Origin of the sequence: Cognatundibacterium squillarum, from assembly GCF_014652435.1 — a bacterium.
Taxonomy (GTDB): Bacteria; Pseudomonadota; Gammaproteobacteria; order Burkholderiales; family Burkholderiaceae_D; genus Undibacterium; species Undibacterium squillarum.
Window position 1 is genome coordinate 624,763 of the sequence record NZ_BMYU01000002.1, and the last position, 18,981, is coordinate 643,743.

General features: G+C 52.3%; 17 protein-coding genes. 11 read left to right on the plus strand and 6 right to left on the minus strand.

All coding sequences use genetic code 11. From position 1 onward, the window contains the following. The first annotated feature begins 39 nt into the window (after positions 1–39). Positions 40–1,194 (plus strand): PepSY-associated TM helix domain-containing protein, encoded by a 1,155-nt coding sequence (locus tag IE092_RS07000; protein WP_189356306.1) that lies wholly within the window; start codon positions 40–42, stop codon positions 1,192–1,194. A gap of 216 nt (positions 1,195–1,410) precedes the next feature. Here IE092_RS07000 and IE092_RS07005 read toward each other — a convergent pair whose 3' ends face one another. The 3 genes from IE092_RS07005 to IE092_RS07015 form a co-directional block, all read right to left on the minus strand. Next, a complete protein-coding gene (locus IE092_RS07005; protein ID WP_189356307.1) occupies positions 1,411–2,262 on the minus strand; it encodes a hypothetical protein in 852 nt (283 codons plus the stop codon). 60 nt (positions 2,263–2,322) lie between these two features. Then, the gene (locus IE092_RS07010) at positions 2,323–2,928 is read right to left on the minus strand and encodes an O-methyltransferase (protein WP_229793072.1); all 606 of its coding nucleotides are present in this window, start codon (positions 2,926–2,928) and stop codon (positions 2,323–2,325) included. Positions 2,929–3,485: 557 nt separating this feature from the next. After that, positions 3,486–4,589: an acyltransferase family protein gene (locus IE092_RS07015; RefSeq protein WP_189356308.1), complete on the minus strand. Its 1,104-nt coding sequence runs from the start codon at positions 4,587–4,589 to the stop codon at positions 3,486–3,488. A gap of 630 nt (positions 4,590–5,219) precedes the next feature. Here IE092_RS07015 and IE092_RS07020 point away from each other — a divergent pair. After that, positions 5,220–7,133, plus strand: coding sequence for a DUF3857 domain-containing transglutaminase family protein (locus IE092_RS07020; protein ID WP_189356309.1), 1,914 nt, complete (start codon positions 5,220–5,222; stop codon positions 7,131–7,133). Between the two features lie 58 nt (positions 7,134–7,191). After that, a complete protein-coding gene (locus tag IE092_RS07025; RefSeq protein WP_229793073.1) occupies positions 7,192–7,590 on the plus strand; it encodes a GFA family protein in 399 nt (132 codons plus the stop codon). Here the strand turns inward: IE092_RS07025 and IE092_RS07030 are convergent. Beyond that, entirely contained in the window at positions 7,581–8,039 is a 459-nt protein-coding gene (locus IE092_RS07030; protein WP_229793074.1) for an Lrp/AsnC family transcriptional regulator, read from the minus strand. The genes IE092_RS07025 and IE092_RS07030 overlap by 10 nt on opposite strands. A gap of 116 nt (positions 8,040–8,155) precedes the next feature. Here IE092_RS07030 and IE092_RS07035 point away from each other — a divergent pair, with 116 nt between their 5' ends. Both IE092_RS07035 and IE092_RS07040 read left to right on the plus strand, forming a co-directional pair. Then, the gene (locus IE092_RS07035) at positions 8,156–8,509 is read left to right on the plus strand and encodes an NIPSNAP family protein (protein ID WP_189356310.1); all 354 of its coding nucleotides are present in this window, start codon (positions 8,156–8,158) and stop codon (positions 8,507–8,509) included. Continuing rightward, a complete protein-coding gene (locus IE092_RS07040) occupies positions 8,493–8,972 on the plus strand; it encodes a hypothetical protein (protein WP_189356311.1) in 480 nt (159 codons plus the stop codon). The genes IE092_RS07035 and IE092_RS07040 overlap by 17 nt, the downstream gene beginning before the upstream one ends. A 93-nt stretch (positions 8,973–9,065) precedes the next feature. On the opposite strand, the gene IE092_RS07045 is transcribed toward IE092_RS07040, so the two are convergent. Then, positions 9,066–9,461 carry a hypothetical protein gene (locus IE092_RS07045; RefSeq protein WP_189356312.1) on the minus strand — a complete coding sequence of 132 codons (396 nt, stop codon included), beginning with the start codon at positions 9,459–9,461 and terminating at the stop codon, positions 9,066–9,068. A gap of 518 nt (positions 9,462–9,979) precedes the next feature. Between IE092_RS07045 and IE092_RS07050 the strand changes: the two genes are divergently transcribed. The 5 genes from IE092_RS07050 to IE092_RS07070 all read left to right on the plus strand — a co-directional run bounded on the left by IE092_RS07050 (position 9,980) and on the right by IE092_RS07070 (position 18,007). Next, positions 9,980–12,019, plus strand: a complete 2,040-nt coding sequence (locus tag IE092_RS07050) for a ferritin-like domain-containing protein (RefSeq protein ID WP_189356313.1) — start codon at positions 9,980–9,982, stop codon at positions 12,017–12,019. Beyond that, a complete protein-coding gene (bufB, locus tag IE092_RS07055) occupies positions 12,019–12,975 on the plus strand; it encodes an MNIO family bufferin maturase (protein WP_229793075.1) in 957 nt (318 codons plus the stop codon). The genes IE092_RS07050 and bufB overlap by 1 nt, the downstream gene beginning before the upstream one ends. Then, positions 12,957–13,844 (plus strand): HvfC/BufC N-terminal domain-containing protein, encoded by an 888-nt coding sequence (locus IE092_RS07060; protein WP_189356315.1) that lies wholly within the window; start codon positions 12,957–12,959, stop codon positions 13,842–13,844. The genes bufB and IE092_RS07060 overlap by 19 nt, the downstream gene beginning before the upstream one ends. 550 nt (positions 13,845–14,394) lie before the next feature. Further along, entirely contained in the window at positions 14,395–15,939 is a 1,545-nt protein-coding gene (locus tag IE092_RS07065; protein WP_189356316.1) for a methyl-accepting chemotaxis protein, read from the plus strand. Between the two features lie 697 nt (positions 15,940–16,636). Next, the gene (locus tag IE092_RS07070) at positions 16,637–18,007 is read left to right on the plus strand and encodes a jacalin-like lectin (protein WP_189356317.1); all 1,371 of its coding nucleotides are present in this window, start codon (positions 16,637–16,639) and stop codon (positions 18,005–18,007) included. A gap of 153 nt (positions 18,008–18,160) precedes the next feature. Here IE092_RS07070 and IE092_RS07075 read toward each other — a convergent pair whose 3' ends face one another. Further along, positions 18,161–18,514 carry a CZB domain-containing protein gene (locus IE092_RS07075; RefSeq protein WP_189356318.1) on the minus strand — a complete coding sequence of 118 codons (354 nt, stop codon included), beginning with the start codon at positions 18,512–18,514 and terminating at the stop codon, positions 18,161–18,163. Between the two features lie 218 nt (positions 18,515–18,732). Between IE092_RS07075 and IE092_RS07080 the strand changes: the two genes are divergently transcribed. Continuing rightward, positions 18,733–18,936 (plus strand): acyloxyacyl hydrolase, encoded by a 204-nt coding sequence (locus IE092_RS07080; protein WP_189356319.1) that lies wholly within the window; start codon positions 18,733–18,735, stop codon positions 18,934–18,936. Positions 18,937–18,981: the final 45 nt, after the last annotated feature.

Sequence of the window (18,981 nt, forward strand, 5' to 3'; positions counted from 1 at the left end):
GTTGACTCTTGGGCCGGTGTCATGCCGGCCTTTTTTTCTATGATTTCTGCAACCCTGCGCCGCATCCTGCGGCAATTGCATTTATGGAGTGCGCTGCTATTCGGCCTGATGCTGCTACTGGCCGGACTGACAGGCAGCGTGCTCGCATGGCGGCATGAACTGGATGCCGTACTGATTCCGGCGCTGATGCGTGTGCAACCGCCACCAACAGCGAATGGCTGTGATCAGCATTGTCAGGCGACCAGCATTGCGTGGTTATCGCAACAATCCGGTTACGGCCCGCCGTCTATGGTCAGCTTGCCCTTGCATGCGAATCAGGCCATGGTGGCGTGGTACAAACTGCCGTCGTCTGAATCCGGTTTACCAAGACAACGGCAAGTGATGCTGGACCCTTACCGGCAACAAATTCTGGGCGAACGGATCTGGGGCGAAGCCGGATGGCAGAAGGCGCAATGGATGCCGGGTCTGTTTGCACTGCACCGCTATCTGCTGCTCGGTGATACCGGAAAAACCATCATGGCGGTCAGCGGACTGGTGCTGGCATTCAGCAGCCTGCTTGGTCTGCTGTTATGGCTGCCGCGCAATAGCATTTCCGCATGGCGACGCGCATTCAGCGTGCACTGGCGCGGCTCAACACATGCCCTGCTGTATTCGCTGCACAAAAGCAGCGGCGCGATTGTCACAGTGGTGCTGATCATGCTCGGCATCACTGGCTGCTATTTCAACCAGCCCGGCTGGTTCGCAGGCATATTGCCGGACAAACCGGTTGCCGCAGCCAAAGAAAAACGCGCGAAAGTAAAAGAACCGGTCCCCGTCTGGAATGCCGCTGACATACAACACTGGCTGCAACAGGCCCAGCAAGCCTACCCGCAAGGCCGCATCACGCGCCTGCAACTGCCCGCCAGCGCCAGTGGTAAAGCTGAACTGCGTGTGTTACAAGCGGCAGAACCGCGCCTGCACGAAGGCAATACCCGCATCAGCTACAGCCTGAAAGAGCAGCGCATCAGCGCCATCAAAGATCCGCAACTGGCCAGCGGTGCAGAAGCCGTTGTCAGCTGGTTTTACCCGCTGCACAGCGGCGAAGCCTTCGGATTCGCGGGAAAAGTCCTGATTTCCGTTAGCGGCATCGCACTGACTTTTCTGATTCTGTCCGGACTGTATCTCTGGTGGAAACGCCGTAAACCACGCCGCTGATGTCCCATCGCTGTGCAAAAATCCGCACCTGCCATTTCCTGAAAGCCAGACTTTCTGCCGACGACAAGCGCATGTCTGTGCGGAATGCCGCATTTGGGGCAAAAACAGGCGATGACAGCGCCCGTTGCAGGCACTGTCAGGTATTCAAGCGAACGGCGCTTTGTATTACGCCATCCAGAGCACAGCACCGTCACCCCACTCAGCTGCCTGATTACATCAAACCGGTGACACCACTTCATCCGATGCGAAACCCCAGCGACCGAAATACCGGCTTACCGCACCGGCATCGTATCCATCCTCTCCACGCCAGTCCGCCACATACATCCAGTCACCGCCGTTGCCGCGTGCGGGTCTGTCTGTACGCCGGGCTTTCAGAACGCCGATAATTGCCAGAATTTCGAGCAGCACTGAGCGCTGGTCTTTACTCAAAGCGGCAATGTCTGTCAGCCGGTTACGCAAAGCACCGGGCTGATCTTTCGGCGCACTGGCCTGAATCTCCGCGAGTATTTTCCTGAAAATATCAATATCAGCAGCAGACGGTTCCGGGATATCGCACTGGCTGAGTAATTGCAAATCAAGAAGCACATACATTAATTCGCCATGCCGAACGCCACCCCACTTCACACGTTCGAAATTGAGAACATTCAGATCTTCAGCCTGATAATCACGCTCAGCACCGCAAATCGCGCAATGATGCGGTGTGTGTGCGCGTTGAAACACGATTTGCGTTGCACTTGCACCGGCAGCACTCGTATCAAGGTATTCATGCGCTGTCAGCTGTGCTGCGAAATGCCAGGATGCAATGCCGGAGCGCCAGTCTGCGCGATTAGCAGAAAGACTGCTCAGAAAGGCTGCCGCGGGTTTTTCTTCGGGTATCTGTTTTCTCAGCGAAAGAATCTGCGCAACAAGCGCATCATGGGAGATATCGAGCGGATCAAACATCAGGCCTTTTTGTTTTGCATACGCAAAGTCGTCGGGCGTGGTGGTTCTGGCTGCCGGATCAATCCAGCCATTCTTCCAGAAACTGTCGAACAGGATTTTGGTAGCACGCTTGTCTAAAGTATTCATCGGGTCGAAAGAATAAGAATCCGTACATAGACGATTGCCGCAGGCAAATGCGGCTGGCAATTATGCCCGCGTCGCCAGAAACTCGCCGTTCCCCACGGGCACGGTGCAGCAGGTAAATTCCGTATCCGCGGTGACCAGCGCAAAAAATTCCGTCATTTCGGCGGCGTGTGACGTGGCGTTATCAACCACCAGCAAACCACCGGGGCGCAGCACGCGCTTCAGTTGCGGCCACCAGCCAGTGTATTCGCTGCGTTCAGAATCCAGAAACAGTAAGTCGACGCTGTGATCCGCCATGCCCTGCAACCATGCACCGGCTTCGGTGTGCTGTTGCTGAATCAGATCCTGCAAACCGGCGCGGCGGAAGTTGGCGGCGGCAAGGGCAACTTTGCTTTCAGAATATTCCAGCGTGGTGACTCGCCCGCCGGTGGCACGGGCGGCCCACGCCAGCCACAGGGTGGAATAGCCATTCGAGGTACCGATTTCCAGAATCCGTTTCGCGTTGACGGAGCGTATCAGCACCGCCAGCAGTTCGCCGGTATCGCGGGTGATGTTCAGCATGCGGCGCGGGCGCTCGCTGTGTTGCGCATCATTGTCTTTGCCAAACTGCTCAAGTTCCGACAACAAGTCTTTCAGGTTCTGATCCATCGCAGGCTCCTTCGTTTTCATGGTGAGAACAAATCCGCCATCCACCTTGCCTGAAAATCACTTAAAAAAACAGTAACAGCCGCGCAGTTTTTGACCATACAGTATGCAGAACACCGCATTGGCGTTTTACGGAGAGCCAGACTTTCTGCCGACGACAGCCGGATTGCTATGCCGGAATCCGCAAAATGGCCAAATTCCGGCTTTTTTTGCCATCCGGCAGGGTTTCCGGCGAAAAACCTGACGCCGGACTATTCAAATTCCTCACCTTTGAAAAAATCTGCGCAACCTTTCCCTTCCTTTTGCAAATAATTCGCAGAGTAAAAGCCGCTCTCCAAGCCCGAAAATGGCTGCGCAATCGTTTAAATCGGGGTTTCGCGGGCATACGGATGATACGAAACCTGCTTTCCGGCGCGGAATTGACCGGAAATTGCATACTGCGCCAGCGTATTCTTTTTCCTCACCTGAGATAAAAATAAGCTATTCGAATTCCTCACCTTCAGAGGGAAAACCGCTAAAAAGAATAAAAAAACCGGTGTGCAGGACACCGGTTTTTACGACTTCTCAGAGCTGCCGGATCATTAAACCGGGCGCTGATCGTGGGAAGCCGTGGCAGACGACGATGATCGTGCACACAGATTGAAGCGCGGCTTCAGGGCGAGCGCCCGTTTTTCGACACCGTGCCACGACAGTATCGCCAGCGGCAAAATTACCAGCGTTCCGGTCAGCATCATCGTGAATGCGCTCATCGTCGGGTACAGCGACACCAGCGTCTGCTGTACCGGAAAAGCATAGATATAGATCCCGTAAGAATAGTCTCCGGCCCGGTTAAACAAGCGGATTTTTCCTGACGGAATATAAGCGAACCAGAATAATAAATACGGCAAGGTCAGAACATAAACAACCGTGAACACTTTTGCGCCGGCGAATGCAGATACCGCCATCAGCACTGCCAACGCCGCTGCCAGCCAGTTTTTCAGTACGATACGTCGACGCAGCAAATAAAATGCCGTGCCGGTAAAGAACATGCAGCTAAGGCGATTTAAATGGCTTTCTGCGCTGCCCTGAAAATAACGCACAAAAAAGTAAGCGAGTCCGGCCACAACCAGCGCCAGCACCGGTGCTGCCATGAATATGCCTCCCCGTCCGGGCCCTTGCCAGCGCCGGGTCAGTGCCCAGATCAGCAGCAAAGCCAGATACATTTTGACTTCATAAATCAGCGTCCACAGCGATCCGTTAACCGCATCGGGAAACGGCGTATTTTCAAATACGCCGGGCAATTGCATTCCGATACCGCCGAGCAAAGTGCTGCCTTTGAGTACGTAGCTCCAGCTAAGCGGATGCCTCAGGTATTCGGTGACAGGTAAACGGGTCAGGGCTGATCCGAGCACGAATGTGGTGAACAAAACCGCGACAATCAGGGCCGGGTATATACGGATTGTTCGCGACAGCAGATAAATTCTGGCACTGTCGCTGCGCATCAGAGACTGCGTCACCAGAAATCCGCTGGTGATGAAAAATACATCCACGGCCCAGGTACCCGCGGTCATCCCCAGCCATGCACCGAAAGGCTCAGCTTGCCCTGTCAGGGGGAAACAGTGATTTAAAAAGACGGCAAATGCAGCGATAAACCGGATGAGATTGTAGTTATTGTCTTTACTACTGGATAAATCAGAAAGTCGCATGAAAAGAAAGCAATCCGGCGACATTCGGTAAAACAGAGATCAGATGCAGCACATCACAAATATTGTTCACTGAAGATGAGATGACCCTGTTGCACGTATCTCTATGCGTCGAATTGCAACATAAAGTAAATAATATGAGAATTATAACTTTTTTGACGGAAACATTCTTGTGAATGTAAATATATTTCCATTATTTATAAATAATGCCATCTCAAGGAAATTTTCGCACTAATTCTGGGGCCAATTCAAATTAGTTAACATAACAACGCACAATAAGATGCTTAATAAACCGTTTTATGAGAAGTTTATGGAATGAATCTATTTAATATTTCTTATCATAAAGTTACGCAATCTTATACAATCCGGGCGGACAAACAACATAATTCACCGGTTACAAGCACGTATTAAGTGACAAACAGGTGTTAGAGTCAACGACAGACCTCTCCCCACAATGGTGTATTGGAATTCATGCTGTTTTTCAGGAATGAAGAATACAATTCAATAAAGGTCGCAGAACACATCAACAACAGTTAAGGTGCGATCACAGATTAATACCAGCAAACTAATTTTCTGCACCCGGCATCCATTAGACTTATCATCATTTTTCTGAACACAGTTTTCATCAACCTCATGCAACTAATTCGAATCGCATGCCTTGGCAGCCTTCTCATTCACGTTTTCACCATCAACACCGCATCTGCTGAGGAAGCAGCCGATCAGGGTCACATCCGCTATCTGAAAGACCATTACACGATCAGACTGAATGCCGACGGCTTGCCACGTACGGAAAGGGATTTCATTATCCGTGCGATTGATGACACGGGGGTCAAGCAGTTAATCCAGCAGTATCTGACCGCAAACAAAGATAAAAACCTGCTCACGATTACAGCGGCGGAAACACTGAAAGCGGATGGTACGGTGATTCCGGTACCGGATGCCGACCGGAAAGTGCAACAGGGTATGCTGGGCGGCGTTTCCTATCCCGAGCAACAGCTGACACAGATGACTTTTCCCAAGCTGGCGGTGGGCGATGCGATTCATGTGCATTATGTGTATCAGCGCACAAAATCTGATTTACCGGGCGGCCATTCCGACGCTTATTACTTCGGTCGCGATGTGATTCGTGAAAACACCCGGTTCACGCTGGAGTTTCCGGCGGCACTGAAACTGCAATTCGTGACCCATGAACTGCAGCCGGTGCAGGATCAGACCAAAGACGGCACGCGTCAGCTGGTATGGCAGTTTGAAAACACGAAAGTGACGCAGGGTGATTTTGGTGTCGTCAATAACTGGCAGTACACACCGCATCTGATGACGACGACTTTCGCTGACTGGAAAGCGATTGCGCAGGCGTATCAACAGGGCGCCGCTGAAAAAACCATCCTCAGTGAGAAGGTCAGAAAACTGACAGCACAACTGACGGAGGGCATCACGGAGGACCGTGAAAAAGCCCGTGTTTTGTATGACTGGGTGCGCAAAAACATCCGTTACGTCGCCAGCTATATCGGTGACGGCGGCATGGTGCCGAATGATACGGATACGATACTTGAACGCTTATACGGCGATTGCAAAGACCACGCGACCTTGCTGGAAGCGATGCTCGGTGCTGCCGGTATTGAAGCATCTCAGGTCTTAATCGATGCCGACAATGACAACTACACTTTGCCACCGCTGCCGGTGTTCTGGTTTAACCACGCGATCAATTATCTGCCGGGTCTGCATATGTATCTGGATTCCACGTCGGATACCACGCCTTTCGGCATGCTGCCGGAATATGACCGCGGCCATCCGGTACTGATCACTAAGGGCTTTGAAAAAGTCACGGAAACGCCTGCCTTACGCGCAGCCGATCTGAGTGCAGTTCGCCAGACAAAGACAAGTGTCGGCATCAATGGTGAATGGAAACGGGTGACCCGCATCGGCGGCAAAGGACTTGCCGCTGTGCTTAACCGCGAATTTCTGGATGGCATAGGACGCGGCAATGAAGCAACCTGGGCGCGCAATTATCTGAACAGTAATACGCTGTCCGGTTCTGCGGAACTGATTGCTGAAACTGCTGCAGAAAAAACAGGCTTTGATTATCGCTTCGAAGAGAATCTGAATAATATGATTTCTCAGCCGGAAGCGGCAGCTGTGTTAATGCTGCCTGCACTGGATGGTCCGGTGAATCTGGATGGCATTATGAAACGCTACAATGAAAGTCAGCGCTCTACCGACTTCAAATGCAATTCATTTGAAATCAGGGATGAAACCGAAATGGTATTGGCACCATCGCTGAAAGCGATTTACCTGCCGAAAAATGTGCGTCTGAACAGCGGCCCGGTATTTGCAGATATTCGTTACGAGCAACGCGGACAAACCATTATTACGAAACGCCATTTTGGTATTGATTCCGAGCGCTCATGGTGTGCAGCGGAAGAATATCCGCGCTTTCAGAATGCCATGAAACTGGTGGAAAAAGCACTGGAGGCAAGAGTACTGTATCTGCGCTCCGGCAACGCAGATAAACACAAAACGAAACCGGCAAAACAGCAGACTTCGTAAGCATGCCAGTATGCTGATGCGTGCAACACGGCGGCGCTGCATCCTTCAAAGGAAAACGATGATGACAACCAGAAACGCCGCCTGCAGTTGCGGGCAATTGCAAGTAACAACCAGCGGTGATCCGGTCAGAGTATCGGTCTGTCATTGTCTGGCTTGCCAGCGCCGCACCGGCAGCGTATTTGGTATGCAAGCACGGTTTCCGCGTGCGCAAGTGCAGATTTGCGGTGAAAGACGGATTTACACGCGGATTTCAGATGACGGCAATGCCGTGGATTTTCATTTTTGCGCGCACTGCGGTGCCACCGTGTATTACTACGCACAGGATGACGATCCGCATATCGCGATACCGGTCGGTGCTTTTGCCGATCCGGCATTTCCGCCACCGGCGTTTTCCGTGTATGAAGAGCGCAAACATCGCTGGGTAACGATACCCGGCGACGTGGAACATCATTCGTAGCGAATCTGATCCGCAGGCAACCGCTGCCGCGTTTCATGCTGGCTGGACAACACCACCGAGGTAGTGCTGGTTCCCAGCTCACCCAGTGCTTTCAGGACTGACTGTAAATGCTCCGGCGAACACAGCGCCACATGCAGCAAGGCACAATACGTGCCGGTGGTGGCATGAACTGCCAGCACTTCCGGATGGTTTTCTGCCCAGCTATCGAGTTCCGCATGCGAGCGCACCGTCACCTGAATCAGCGCTTCAAAGCTGTATCCCAGCTTACGCAAGTTCAGCTGCACACCATAACCACGTATCACGCCCTGCTCTTCCAATCGCCTGACCCGCTCTGCCACAGCGGGTGAAGTCAGATGAATACGGCGCCCCAGTTCTGAGTAACTGATACGGGCATCTTCCTGCATCAGCGCCAGAATTTTGCGGTCGTACGTGTCCAGTTCAAAATTCAAAGTCTGCCTCCTGTTTTTCTTTCATTTTTGTGGCCTGAACCCGCCGAAAACCTTGTTTCTTCTATGGGTGGAAACCGCCGCCGACTTTACCATGTTTGCTTTCACAGGGAGCAGATATGCATGAAAAACCACTGATAGAAATACGCTGTTACCGGCTGCGCGCTGGCAAAGCGCAGATGTTTGATCAACTGATGCGGGAGCAATCCTTACCTTTACTGCGCAGCAGCGGATGCGAAGTCGTGTATGCCGGTGCTTCACTTGATCATCCGGAACACTATGTGCTGATACGTGCTTACCACGATCAGGCAGACCGGGAACAAAGCCAGCAAGCGTTTTACAGCAGTGCCGCATGGCGCGAGGGACCACGTGCTGCAATTCTCGACTGTATCGAATCTTCGGTTGATTTCTTGCAGCAACGCTCTTTATTAAATCAGTTATTTACAAAGGAAAGCAATGAGCAAGGACTTTGATTTTTTTCTGGGCCACTGGACGGTGCATAATCAGCGCCTGAAAGCGCGTCTGCAGGGATGTCAGGAATGGGAAACATTCACAGCGGTACAGCATAACAAAGCATTGCCCGGCGGTATCGGGAACTATGATGATTTTGTGGCCGAAGACTGGAAGCCCGGCTTTACCGGCATGTCACTCAGGATATTTGACCCGCGCACGCAGTTATGGTCCATTTACTGGCTGGATAATCTGAGCGGCGGTCTGGATACCCGCGGGCATTTACAACCGCCGGTGGTTGGCCGCTTTGAGAATGGTACCGGTATTTTCACCGGCGAAGATACACTGGACGGCAAACCGATACTGGTGCGCTATATCTGGTCTGATACCCACACCGACACACCGCGCTGGGAGCAGGCAATGTCTGTTGATCAGGGCCAAAGCTGGGAAACCAACTGGATAATGCTGATGCGCCGCCCTGCGTGATCTGCTGTGTGTTCAGGACGCTGAAAATGAAGCAGGCGCTGTGATCAGACGGATAGCTATTCATCAGCGCCAGCAGATATTTTTTATCATTGCTTATTGCATCGCACCGATTTCGAGTCCGAAATAGAATTCATCTACCGGTGCTGCAGGGAATTTCAGCGTTTTGATTTTTTCGCTGACACAACCGGTAAAGTTATTTTCCGCTTTCCAGAAAATCTGCTTTGCTTCCCCAGTCGGAGTAACGCTGAATACCAGGCCGATACCGTTCGCCATTGAATAATTGGTTTTTCCTACGCACTCCACCAGAGCAGGGCCGACCAGACGTGAAAACGCCGGACGCATTTCATTCAGGTACCAGGCGCGGGTAGCCGGATTTGTTGCATCGGTTTTTCCCTGTGCCATTGCCTCCGGATAATTATCTGCCGCCAGACTGATTTGCGCAGTTGCTGATAACAAGCCGGTCAGTACGATTGCCTGAATTCGCTTCATTTCCTGCATCCTTATCATTTGATTCACGATTTGTGCATTTTACAATGATATTTCTCCAATAATTTGCACAATGGAAACATAGCACTTTTGGTGTCTTTGCTTCGCAACACTTTCTGTACTGTCCTAAATATTTTGAAAGCGCCAGTTTCCGTGCTTTCTGTCATGTAAGCGACACGTCAAACACGCGGTTTTTCCGGTGACGACCCGGCGAATTCGCGATACACGCCGCGTAGAAAAATATCTGCGTTCACAGTACGAGGTGCCATCACTCTTTTGATTTAACCGGAAAATATCAAAAGGAGTTTCATGCATCTGATCCGCTGCACTTCACTATTAACGTGTAAATTAAAATTCAGTTCATGTTTTACGATGAAAGATTTCACGCATGTGAAATCACAGAATTTGTAAATTCACAAAAATTTTTTCTGCGTACATTACACTCAAGCTCGCTGTTGCTGAAGCATCGCGAAGACGTCTTGCCAGCTGTATTCACCTTTTGCCAGTCAAGGAGACTCTCTATGTACGCAGCCTTACCCGAAGCACCGCAGGAAGCGATCAAGAACCGGCCGCTGGATTTACTGGCCACCGATACAGCGGCTGTGCGCGCAATTGCGCAGGCAGCGGTCAGCGTGGAATTGTTCACGATTCCGCTGTATATGACGTCGATGTATTCCATACAGGGAACGCATCAGATCAATTCCAAAGGCAATATGTTTTATAAAGGCCGCGAGTGGCCGGGGCTGGCACCGACTGCGCGTCCGCATACCGCCAATCAGAAGGCGTTTAACATCATTTTCAGCGTATTCATTCAGGAAATGCTGCATTTGCAAATGGCAGCGAATCTGGCGACAGCGATTGGGGTGACACCGGACTTTACCAGTGGCTCCGGTTCGCAAAATAAGAATCGCGGCTGGACTTGCTATGGCGAGAATAACTCTGTGATTCCGTGCATCGTGAATCTGAAAGATACCCATTCCTATCAGCATGTCCGCGTTAATCTGGAAGCGCTGAATCACAATCAGGCAGACTTATTTCTGGCCATCGAACAACCGGAAAAACAGGCGCGTGAACAATTGCGTGCCAATGCACACAAATACTTTCCGCAAGTTCCGTTTGCGGGCTGGACACCGTCTAAAGGTTTCGGCGATTTACCGATGTTCGGCACCATCGGTTATATGTACGAATGCTACGCAAAGTACATCAGTATCGAATACGCGGATGGTCAAACCCTGTGGGACAAGCTGTTTGTGCGTACTGCTGTGCAACAGGATATGTTTAACGTCCGTTCCGGCCCGGGCGGGTCACATCCTGAAGCGGAATATCCAAAATTCAAAACCCTGTTCGATCCCGAAGATAAACTCAGCGACCAGCACACCAAAGCCATCGATATGATGTGTGCGATTACCGATCAGGGCGAAGGTAATGCCACCGGCATCGGCTTTTACCGCCGTCATCATTTACTGAAAGCAGTACAGCCGGATTACCGCGAATCCGACAGTGCACTGAAAGCCGATTACCCATCCTATAACGGCGACGGTAAGCCCGTAGAATCTGCCACAGCCGTTGCGCGTTTCGATAGTGCTGCATACGACCACTATGAACGCTTTATGACTGTGAAAGCGATTCTCGAATCGAGAAGCGAAATCGTGGGTGAGCGTCTGATCACATGGGAGCAATGGCATGCGGCCGGTCATGCATGGACTAAGGAAATGCTGACCAACCACGAATATCATGCAGAAACGGCGCATAAAAATATCCCTGCACCGGAAGAAGTGGCGGGCGCGCTGAACCGGCTGAAACTGGCCAAAGCCACCTATCAAACCCTGAGCCAGGTTTCCGCCGGATCGATCTACGGTATTACCTCGGTACTGAACACATACTGGCAAAATCAGAAGCAAGACTTCCCGTATCCGTCGATGGTGGGCTCGGGTGACCGTATTTCTATCTGCTGGGCGATTACCGGCAAAGCACCGGATCTGATTGTGGATGTACCTTTGCCGGATCCGGCGGTGCTGTACCACGCATGTCAGGGTATGGATCTGAATGCGGGTGCGAAAGATCAGAATTGCGCAGCGATTGCGGTGTATCACACTTGTCGCGGTTCGAACGGTTGTCATGCACAGGGTGGCTGTGGCTTTGTGCAACCGGACTCCGGTGGCGGCTCCTGTGGCGGCAGCGGTTGCGGACAATCTGCAAAAGCAGCTGCAGCAACGACCACACACGGGCAAAATTTGTGCGGCGGCCCGAAACCGCCAGCCAGCCTGTACAGCGCACCGAGCGATAACAAATGCAAATCCTTCGGCGGCTGTGCTGTTCCTATCTCCGCATCGCAGCTCTATCCTTCATCCGGTTCTATGCAGTTGTATAACTTTGCCGATACGCCGGAACACAAATCGGAGCCCTTACCGGCATCCGATAACCTGAACTTTGCCAACGGTGATGCTGTGTATGACGTTGCATGGGCAGCTTATCAGCGTGTGATGAAGGAACGTGGCTTGCCTAGCGGTGAAAAACCGGCGCCGAATGATTTGCGTATCGCCATGCCACCTTCTACCTGATGATGAGCGCAAAGTCTGCACACGGCTTTGCCCCGCCGCGCCTGGGTCTGCCTGATCTGGGCCCCGGCGTGGGGCTGCGGCATCCGCACTTTGCTCATATTCTGGAGCATGGTGCGGGTGTCGGCTGGTTTGAAATTATTTCTGAAAATTATATTGATAACTACGGACACTCACGCTACGTGCTGGATCAGATCCGTGAACAGTGCGCGATTGTGATGCACGGCGTGTCGATGTCCATCGGCAGCACCGATCCGCTGGATCTGACCTATCTGCGCAAGCTGAAACAGCTGGCAACAGAATTACGGGCTGTCTGGGTGTCAGATCACTTATGCTGGACTGGCGTGGCAGGCATCAATACGCATGATTTACTGCCTTTGCCGCTGAATGAAGAAAGCCTGCGGCATGTGATACGGCGTATTCATACCGTGCAGGATATTCTGGAGCGGCCGCTGATTCTGGAAAACCCCAGCACTTATCTGCAATTCCGTCATTCCACCTTCAGTGAAGCAGAATTTCTGGCAACGCTGTGCGCTGAAACCGGCTGCGGATTGCTGCTGGACGTGAATAACGTGTATGTCTCCGCATATAACCACGGTTTTGATGCGGTGGACTATATCAACACCCTGCCTGCCGGACAGATCGTACAAATTCATCTGGCGGGGCCGACCAATTGCGGCAACTACCTGATCGATACACATGACCAGCCAGTACCGGAAGCTGTGTGGAAACTGTATGCGCTGGCGATGCAGCGCACCGGTGGCGTATCAACGCTGCTGGAATGGGATGCCAGCATTCCGCCTTACCCGGTCATTCTGCAGGAATTAGAGAAAGCAAAAGCCGTTCTGCAGGGCATGATTCCGCAAACCGGTATCCACAGCGCCGCCAGCGGCGTTTCGAATCCTTTACAAGGCTTACTGCAAGTTGCGGAGGAAGATTTATGCATCAGCCCGCGCTAGCTTCGGTACAACGCTGGTTTCTGCATGCACTGGGTTCAGGCCAGCCTGTGCAACAGGCAATGCCGGAACAATGGATTTTGCCGCAAGGCGAAGAAGCCGAGCGACTGGGCATTTATGCGCGGGCTTATGTGCTGCGCTTACAGGAATGTCTGGAAGCGGACTATCCGCTGACCAGAGCGCTGATGGGACAGGAGTTATTTTCCTTTTTCTGCGTTCACTACATCCGGCAATCGCCATCGCGCTCCGCATCGCTGTATGACTTTGGTGAAGGCTTCGCTGATTTTCTGCAGCGCAGTCAGCCACCCGATGCGGTTCTGCTGGATCCGGCACTGGCATTCCCGGTGGCACTGGCCAGACTGGAGCGTGGCTTGCATCGCGTAATGCGTGCGCCAGGGCCGGAACCGTCCAGTCTGGCCGCTGCCGGTCTGTTGAACGAAGCGACGGCATCAGCCGCTGGTGTTGAGGCAGACAACACACCATTCGGCGCATTGTCCGGCCTGTTACGCCGCCCCGAAGACTGGCAAGTCACGCCCTGCCTGCAACTGATGGAATCGCCTTTCCCGTTACGTGCTTACTGGATTGCCGCCAGACAAATGCAATTATCTGATCCGGAAGCCATTGCCTGTCCGCCTTTACCGGCAGCGGAAGCAAGCTGCATCGCACTGACACGCCAGCATTACCGGGTACAGGTGATTGAACTGGAACGATGGCAATTTAGGTATCTGCAAGCCTTATCGGAACACAGCGATAGGGAACTGATGTTGCGGGACTTGTCTCCGCTCCATTCTGCTGCAGAGCTGGAAGCAGAAATTGCCGTGTGGAGCGCTACTGCTGCAGCGCAATCACTGATCATGCCACGGGTGCAGTAACGGTAACGCGCTTACACTCCGGTTGCCGCGTCATGTAACAGCGATATTCCTTAAAATGCCCGAAAACCTGCTCAAAACCACCTGAATGCGGGATTCAGCACAGGTATCCGGCGGTCGCCGGCGAATTCTGTGGCTCTCCGCGAATGGCCGGTGACGATTTCTGCATGATTCACCTGTCACTTCCTTAGCCGGTATCAAATCACCGCGCAAAAATACTTTCCGATCTTTAGCTTTGCACTAGCCTGAAGTAATGGTGGGAGATAAGCATGGCTGGTTGAAGCCATCGCGCTTGCGTTGCATTACGTTACACATCGAGCGGCCTTCGTCAGTCATGCGTAAGTGATGGTGCCAATAATTTCAATATTAACAATTTTCAGATTTTCTCTGCTGGCTTTGTCTGATTTGCTGCGATGCAGGTCAGGTGTCTGAGCCGGTTCCCCGCCGCTCCCTGCTGACGTTTCTGCAGTCACACCGGCGGTCATGCGTTTCGATTGCACACGAATTTGTTGTTCCTGCCACGTATCACAGCTGTACTAACAGGGGAAACACCATGCGCATCAACCAGCCAGTTACCAATCAGGCATATCACTTGCCTGAAACAGCCACGCTGATGTCCACCACCGACACCAAGGGCATTATTCGTTATGCCAACAGCGACTTTGTTGCCGTCAGCGGTTTCACGCTCGAGGAACTGCATGGCCAGCCCCATAATCTGGTGCGCCATCCGGATATGCCACCCGCTGCCTATGCCGATATGTGGGCGACCTTACAGCAGGGTGAACCCTGGACTGCACTGGTCAAGAACCGTCGAAAAAACGGCGATTACTACTGGGTGCGCGCAAACGCGGTTCCTGTTATCCGGGGAGGCGTGCATCAGGGTTATATGTCGGTCAGAACCAAGCCAGGCGACAAAGAAGTGCAGCAGGCGGAAAAACTCTATGCTGACATGCGTAGTGGCAAGGATACCGGCTTTCGTCTGTACAAAGGCATTCTGGTCAGAACAGGCGCAAAAGCCTGGCTGTCCGCCTTCCGCACAATCCGGCTGCGTACCCGGTTAAGACTGAATATTGCCGCGGGCTGGTTACTGATGGTGCTCGCTTCTCTGGCGTTTTACGGCATCAATGCGGAGCAGGCAGGCTTTATTGCGATTCTGAGCCTGCTGGCTGTCGGTATGTCGGCAGCGCTGGAAGCGCAAATTGCCACACCGGTCGAAAAAATTCACCGGCTGGCTCTGGATGTGGCAACCGGTAACAACCGGAACGCCGTTCATATCAACCGCGTCGATGAACTGGGTATCACCATGCGCACCGTCAGCCAGCTCGGGCTGATGTTCCGCTGGCTGGTGGATGATGTGAATTCTCAGGCCGAATCTGCCCGCGAAGCAGTTAATGAAATTGCGCTGGGCAATATGGATCTCAGTGATCGCACAGAACAGGCGGCATCCAGTCTGGAACAGACCGCGTCATCGATGGAACAGATGACTGCGACCATTCAGAGCAATGCCGAAACGACCCGCCATGCGACTGGTTTATCCACGACCGCAATCAGCGCGGCAACCAATGGCGGTCAGTCAATGGAACAGGTGATCAGCACCATGTCGGCAATTGCGAACCAGTCGGAAAAAATCGTCGATATCATCAGTGTCATCGATGGCATTGCATTTCAAACCAATATCCTCGCACTGAACGCCGCAGTAGAAGCCGCACGCGCCGGAGAACAGGGACGTGGCTTCGCCGTCGTCGCCTCGGAAGTCCGTGCGCTGGCACAACGCAGTGCCGGTGCTGCTAAAGAAATCAAGGAACTGATTTCGAATACCGTCAGTACCGTGGATAACGGCACGCAACTGGTCTCGGAAGCCGGCAACACGATACGCGAAATGATACGCCAGACAAAAGAAATCTCCGCGCTGATCGCCCAGCTCAGTACCGCTACGCAGGAACAAAGTGAGGGCATAAGCTCCGTCAATGATGCGGTGATTCAGATGGATGACGTTACGCAGAAAAACGCTGCGCTGGTCGAGCAAAGCGCAGCCGCCGCGGCCAGTCTGGATGCACAAATGCGCTATCTGGTCGATGCGCTTTCCGTTTTCCGCTGAGCCCTCATCGCGTCGCCGGACACCCGTCCGGCACGCAAGCGTCCGGTTGCTGCTGGCTGTCTGGCTGCAACCGGTACCCAGAATATTTCCTTATCAGCGCCTCCTCCCTGCGCATTTCGTTTCATCCCGCCAGCATCAGTTTTCCTCCGGCTAACCTGGCAAACGCCCGTGTCTGTCGTTATCAGCCTACCGGTAACCGGAAACACCGCAAAAAATATGCCAAATGCGGTGTTCTGCACAGCGATCTGCCTGTCGTCGGCATAAAGTCCGGGTCTCTGGTTTCGATGGATGACGATCTTTGCATAGCTTACGCATCCATTAACTGCTGATTCACCGCCTTCAGCGATTTATCCGGCTTGCGCATGCCAGTGCGGAAAAATTGCACCGGACTGCTCCTTTTTTGCGGCTGAGCGATATCCGGGATTACGTCAATCAGACCGTTCAGCATCCGCAATACCGGACATTTATTCAACTGGTTTTACATGCCATTTACAGATAAAATTTTCGCTTATATGTTAATAAACTTTATTTTTCCCAAATCATCAAATCGATATTGACTTGATAAAATTCACCGCCTACTATTCCTTCGCCGCATGTTGCGGCATGGCAAACCGGACTTTTTTGTCCGTGTATTGCTTCTGCATACGACTCCGTTCCGGAATTATCCGATTACTGATACTGCTCTGAGGAATATGAAATGACAACGAAGAATACAGATGTTTTTGGTGGTCACGGCGGTAGCGAATTTACAGATACTCACGACGTCGCCAGCTGGGGACGTATAACGCAAATCCATATCCGCCACGGTGCGGAAGTCGATGCAATCGCAACCACTTATGCAAACGGTCAGTATCTGAGCCACGGCGGAACCGGCGGCACACTGACCACCATTTCCCTGCGCGATGATGAATTCATCACCTCTGTTGATCTGCGCTCCGGCGCACGTCTGGATCAGATTACACTGCACTCCAGCAAAGGTGTGACCTACGGCCCTTACGGCGGCAATGGCGGCAGCCCGCATTCCGTCAATTTCGGCGGTGATGTTCTGCAATATTTCTTCGGTCGCAGCGGTGCGCGCATTGATGCCATCGGCTTCGCCTACGGTACCAAACCGCCGGTCACGCCGGGCACTTACACCCGCAGCGCGTTGCAAGGTGGTGGTGGCGGTTCCGTATTTGATGATCTCGCCGTCAGCGGTTATCTGCTGGGCAAGATCAAACAGGTAAAGGTCCGCTCCGGCGCACGGGTTGACCGTCTGGAAGTGACGTATGCGGGTCCGCAAGGCTCACCGGTGACTTACAGTCATGGCGGCAATGGCGGCGACGATCATCCGGCATTTGTACTGAATGACGATGAATACATCACGGAAGTGTCAGGCCGTTCCGGTGCACGCCTAGATCAGATTCAGTTCACCCTGAATACGGGTCGTAAATCTATCGCTTACGGTGGCGGTGGCGGCTCACCGTTCAGCCTGAAGTCTGTTGACGGCGTCATTGCTTCATTCTTTGGCCGCTCCGGCGCTGAAATCGATGCTGCAGGTGTCTATTTCGCCAAAGCGATCCCGTCCCGTATCGAAATCCTGTCCATGGAATTCGATACACAGAACTTCTTTGTTCAGCCGTCCACGCCGACCGTACTGGCAACGATCAAAATGACAAACAATCAGAGCCAGCCACAAACGGTTTCCACGACGCAGACGATTTCTTACACCAATACCGACTCCACCAATATCAGCATCACCAATGAAGCATCGGTTGCCTTTAAAACGAGCGCAAATTTTATCGTTGAAAAAAGCGAGCTGACCGTCGGCTACAAACTGGGTGTCACCTACGCAACCCAGTCGACACAGAGCGTCACCAATACCTCGGCCTTCACTTTTTCGGCAACCGTACCGGGCAACAGCACGATCACTGCATCGTGCGTGGCACAACAGGATAAATACGATGTGCCGTGGACCGCGACGGCACTGGTCTATTATCAGAATCAGTCCCAGCCGGAACGTGTTACCAATCTGAAGGGTGTGTTAAAAGGTGTACAGGTAGTAAACCTGACAGCGGTTTATAACTGATTCCCTGAATCCACAAAAACGGGAGTGCACAGACTGTGCAACTCCCACAAAAAAAGGGAACGATTCCATAACATCGCTCCCTTTTTTACTGAAAAACGGCTTGTTTTCTTGTTACCGTCATCAGCCAGCCCTGAGTGTCACCGTCTTGTATATTCAGGCGCCAGCTTCTTTTTTGAGCTTACTAATGGCCAGGCTGACCGCACTGGAAGCACTGGCATATGGCGTACCGGCATCAAGCGCTTTTTCAGCTTCCTGATAGGCGCCTTTATTGATCAGTTTTGCAATCTTTCCGGCTTCGGTATGAAAGGTGGCGTGACGAGATACACAGTCGCGGTAACTGGTCAGTCCACCGATTCTGGATTTGGATTCAGCGTACAACCATTTACCGAGATCACAACAATGATCTTTGCCGATGGTATCTGCATCCAGCTGTTCTTTTGCTGAAATTGCCTTACGGAACTTCACTTTCCACTCTGCATGTTTTGCAATAGCTTGCTCTAAATCCATGGGTTGCTCCTTTAGTTAAACAGTGGCTGCCTGGGTATCTGAATTCATCATAATCGAAGATGTCCGACATAAATGTCAGACAATTTTAACTTCCGTAGAAAACGACTGTTTTCTGACAAACTATGCGAGTTTCACGATAGTCCATCTGCGCTAAACCTGAGAACTCATGTTTTTCTGCTCACTGCGCTTTCAGAGTAGCAGATGTAGCGGCAGTCGGTATGTATTTATTCAGCCACGTTGATGACAATAACGGCCGTCGTTTCTCAACAGCCTTCCAGTTCGGCGATCACCTCGGCGTCGGCTATGTGTTCAACAACGGGCTGGACGTTGGTCTGAAGGTGCAGCATTTTTCCAACGGCGCAATCAAGCGTCCGAATCCGGGTGCGAATGTCGCAGTTCTGCGGGTGGCGTACCCGTTCTGAGGTATTGGCGGGGCACTGTCTGTGCAGTGATCCGCATTGATGCAT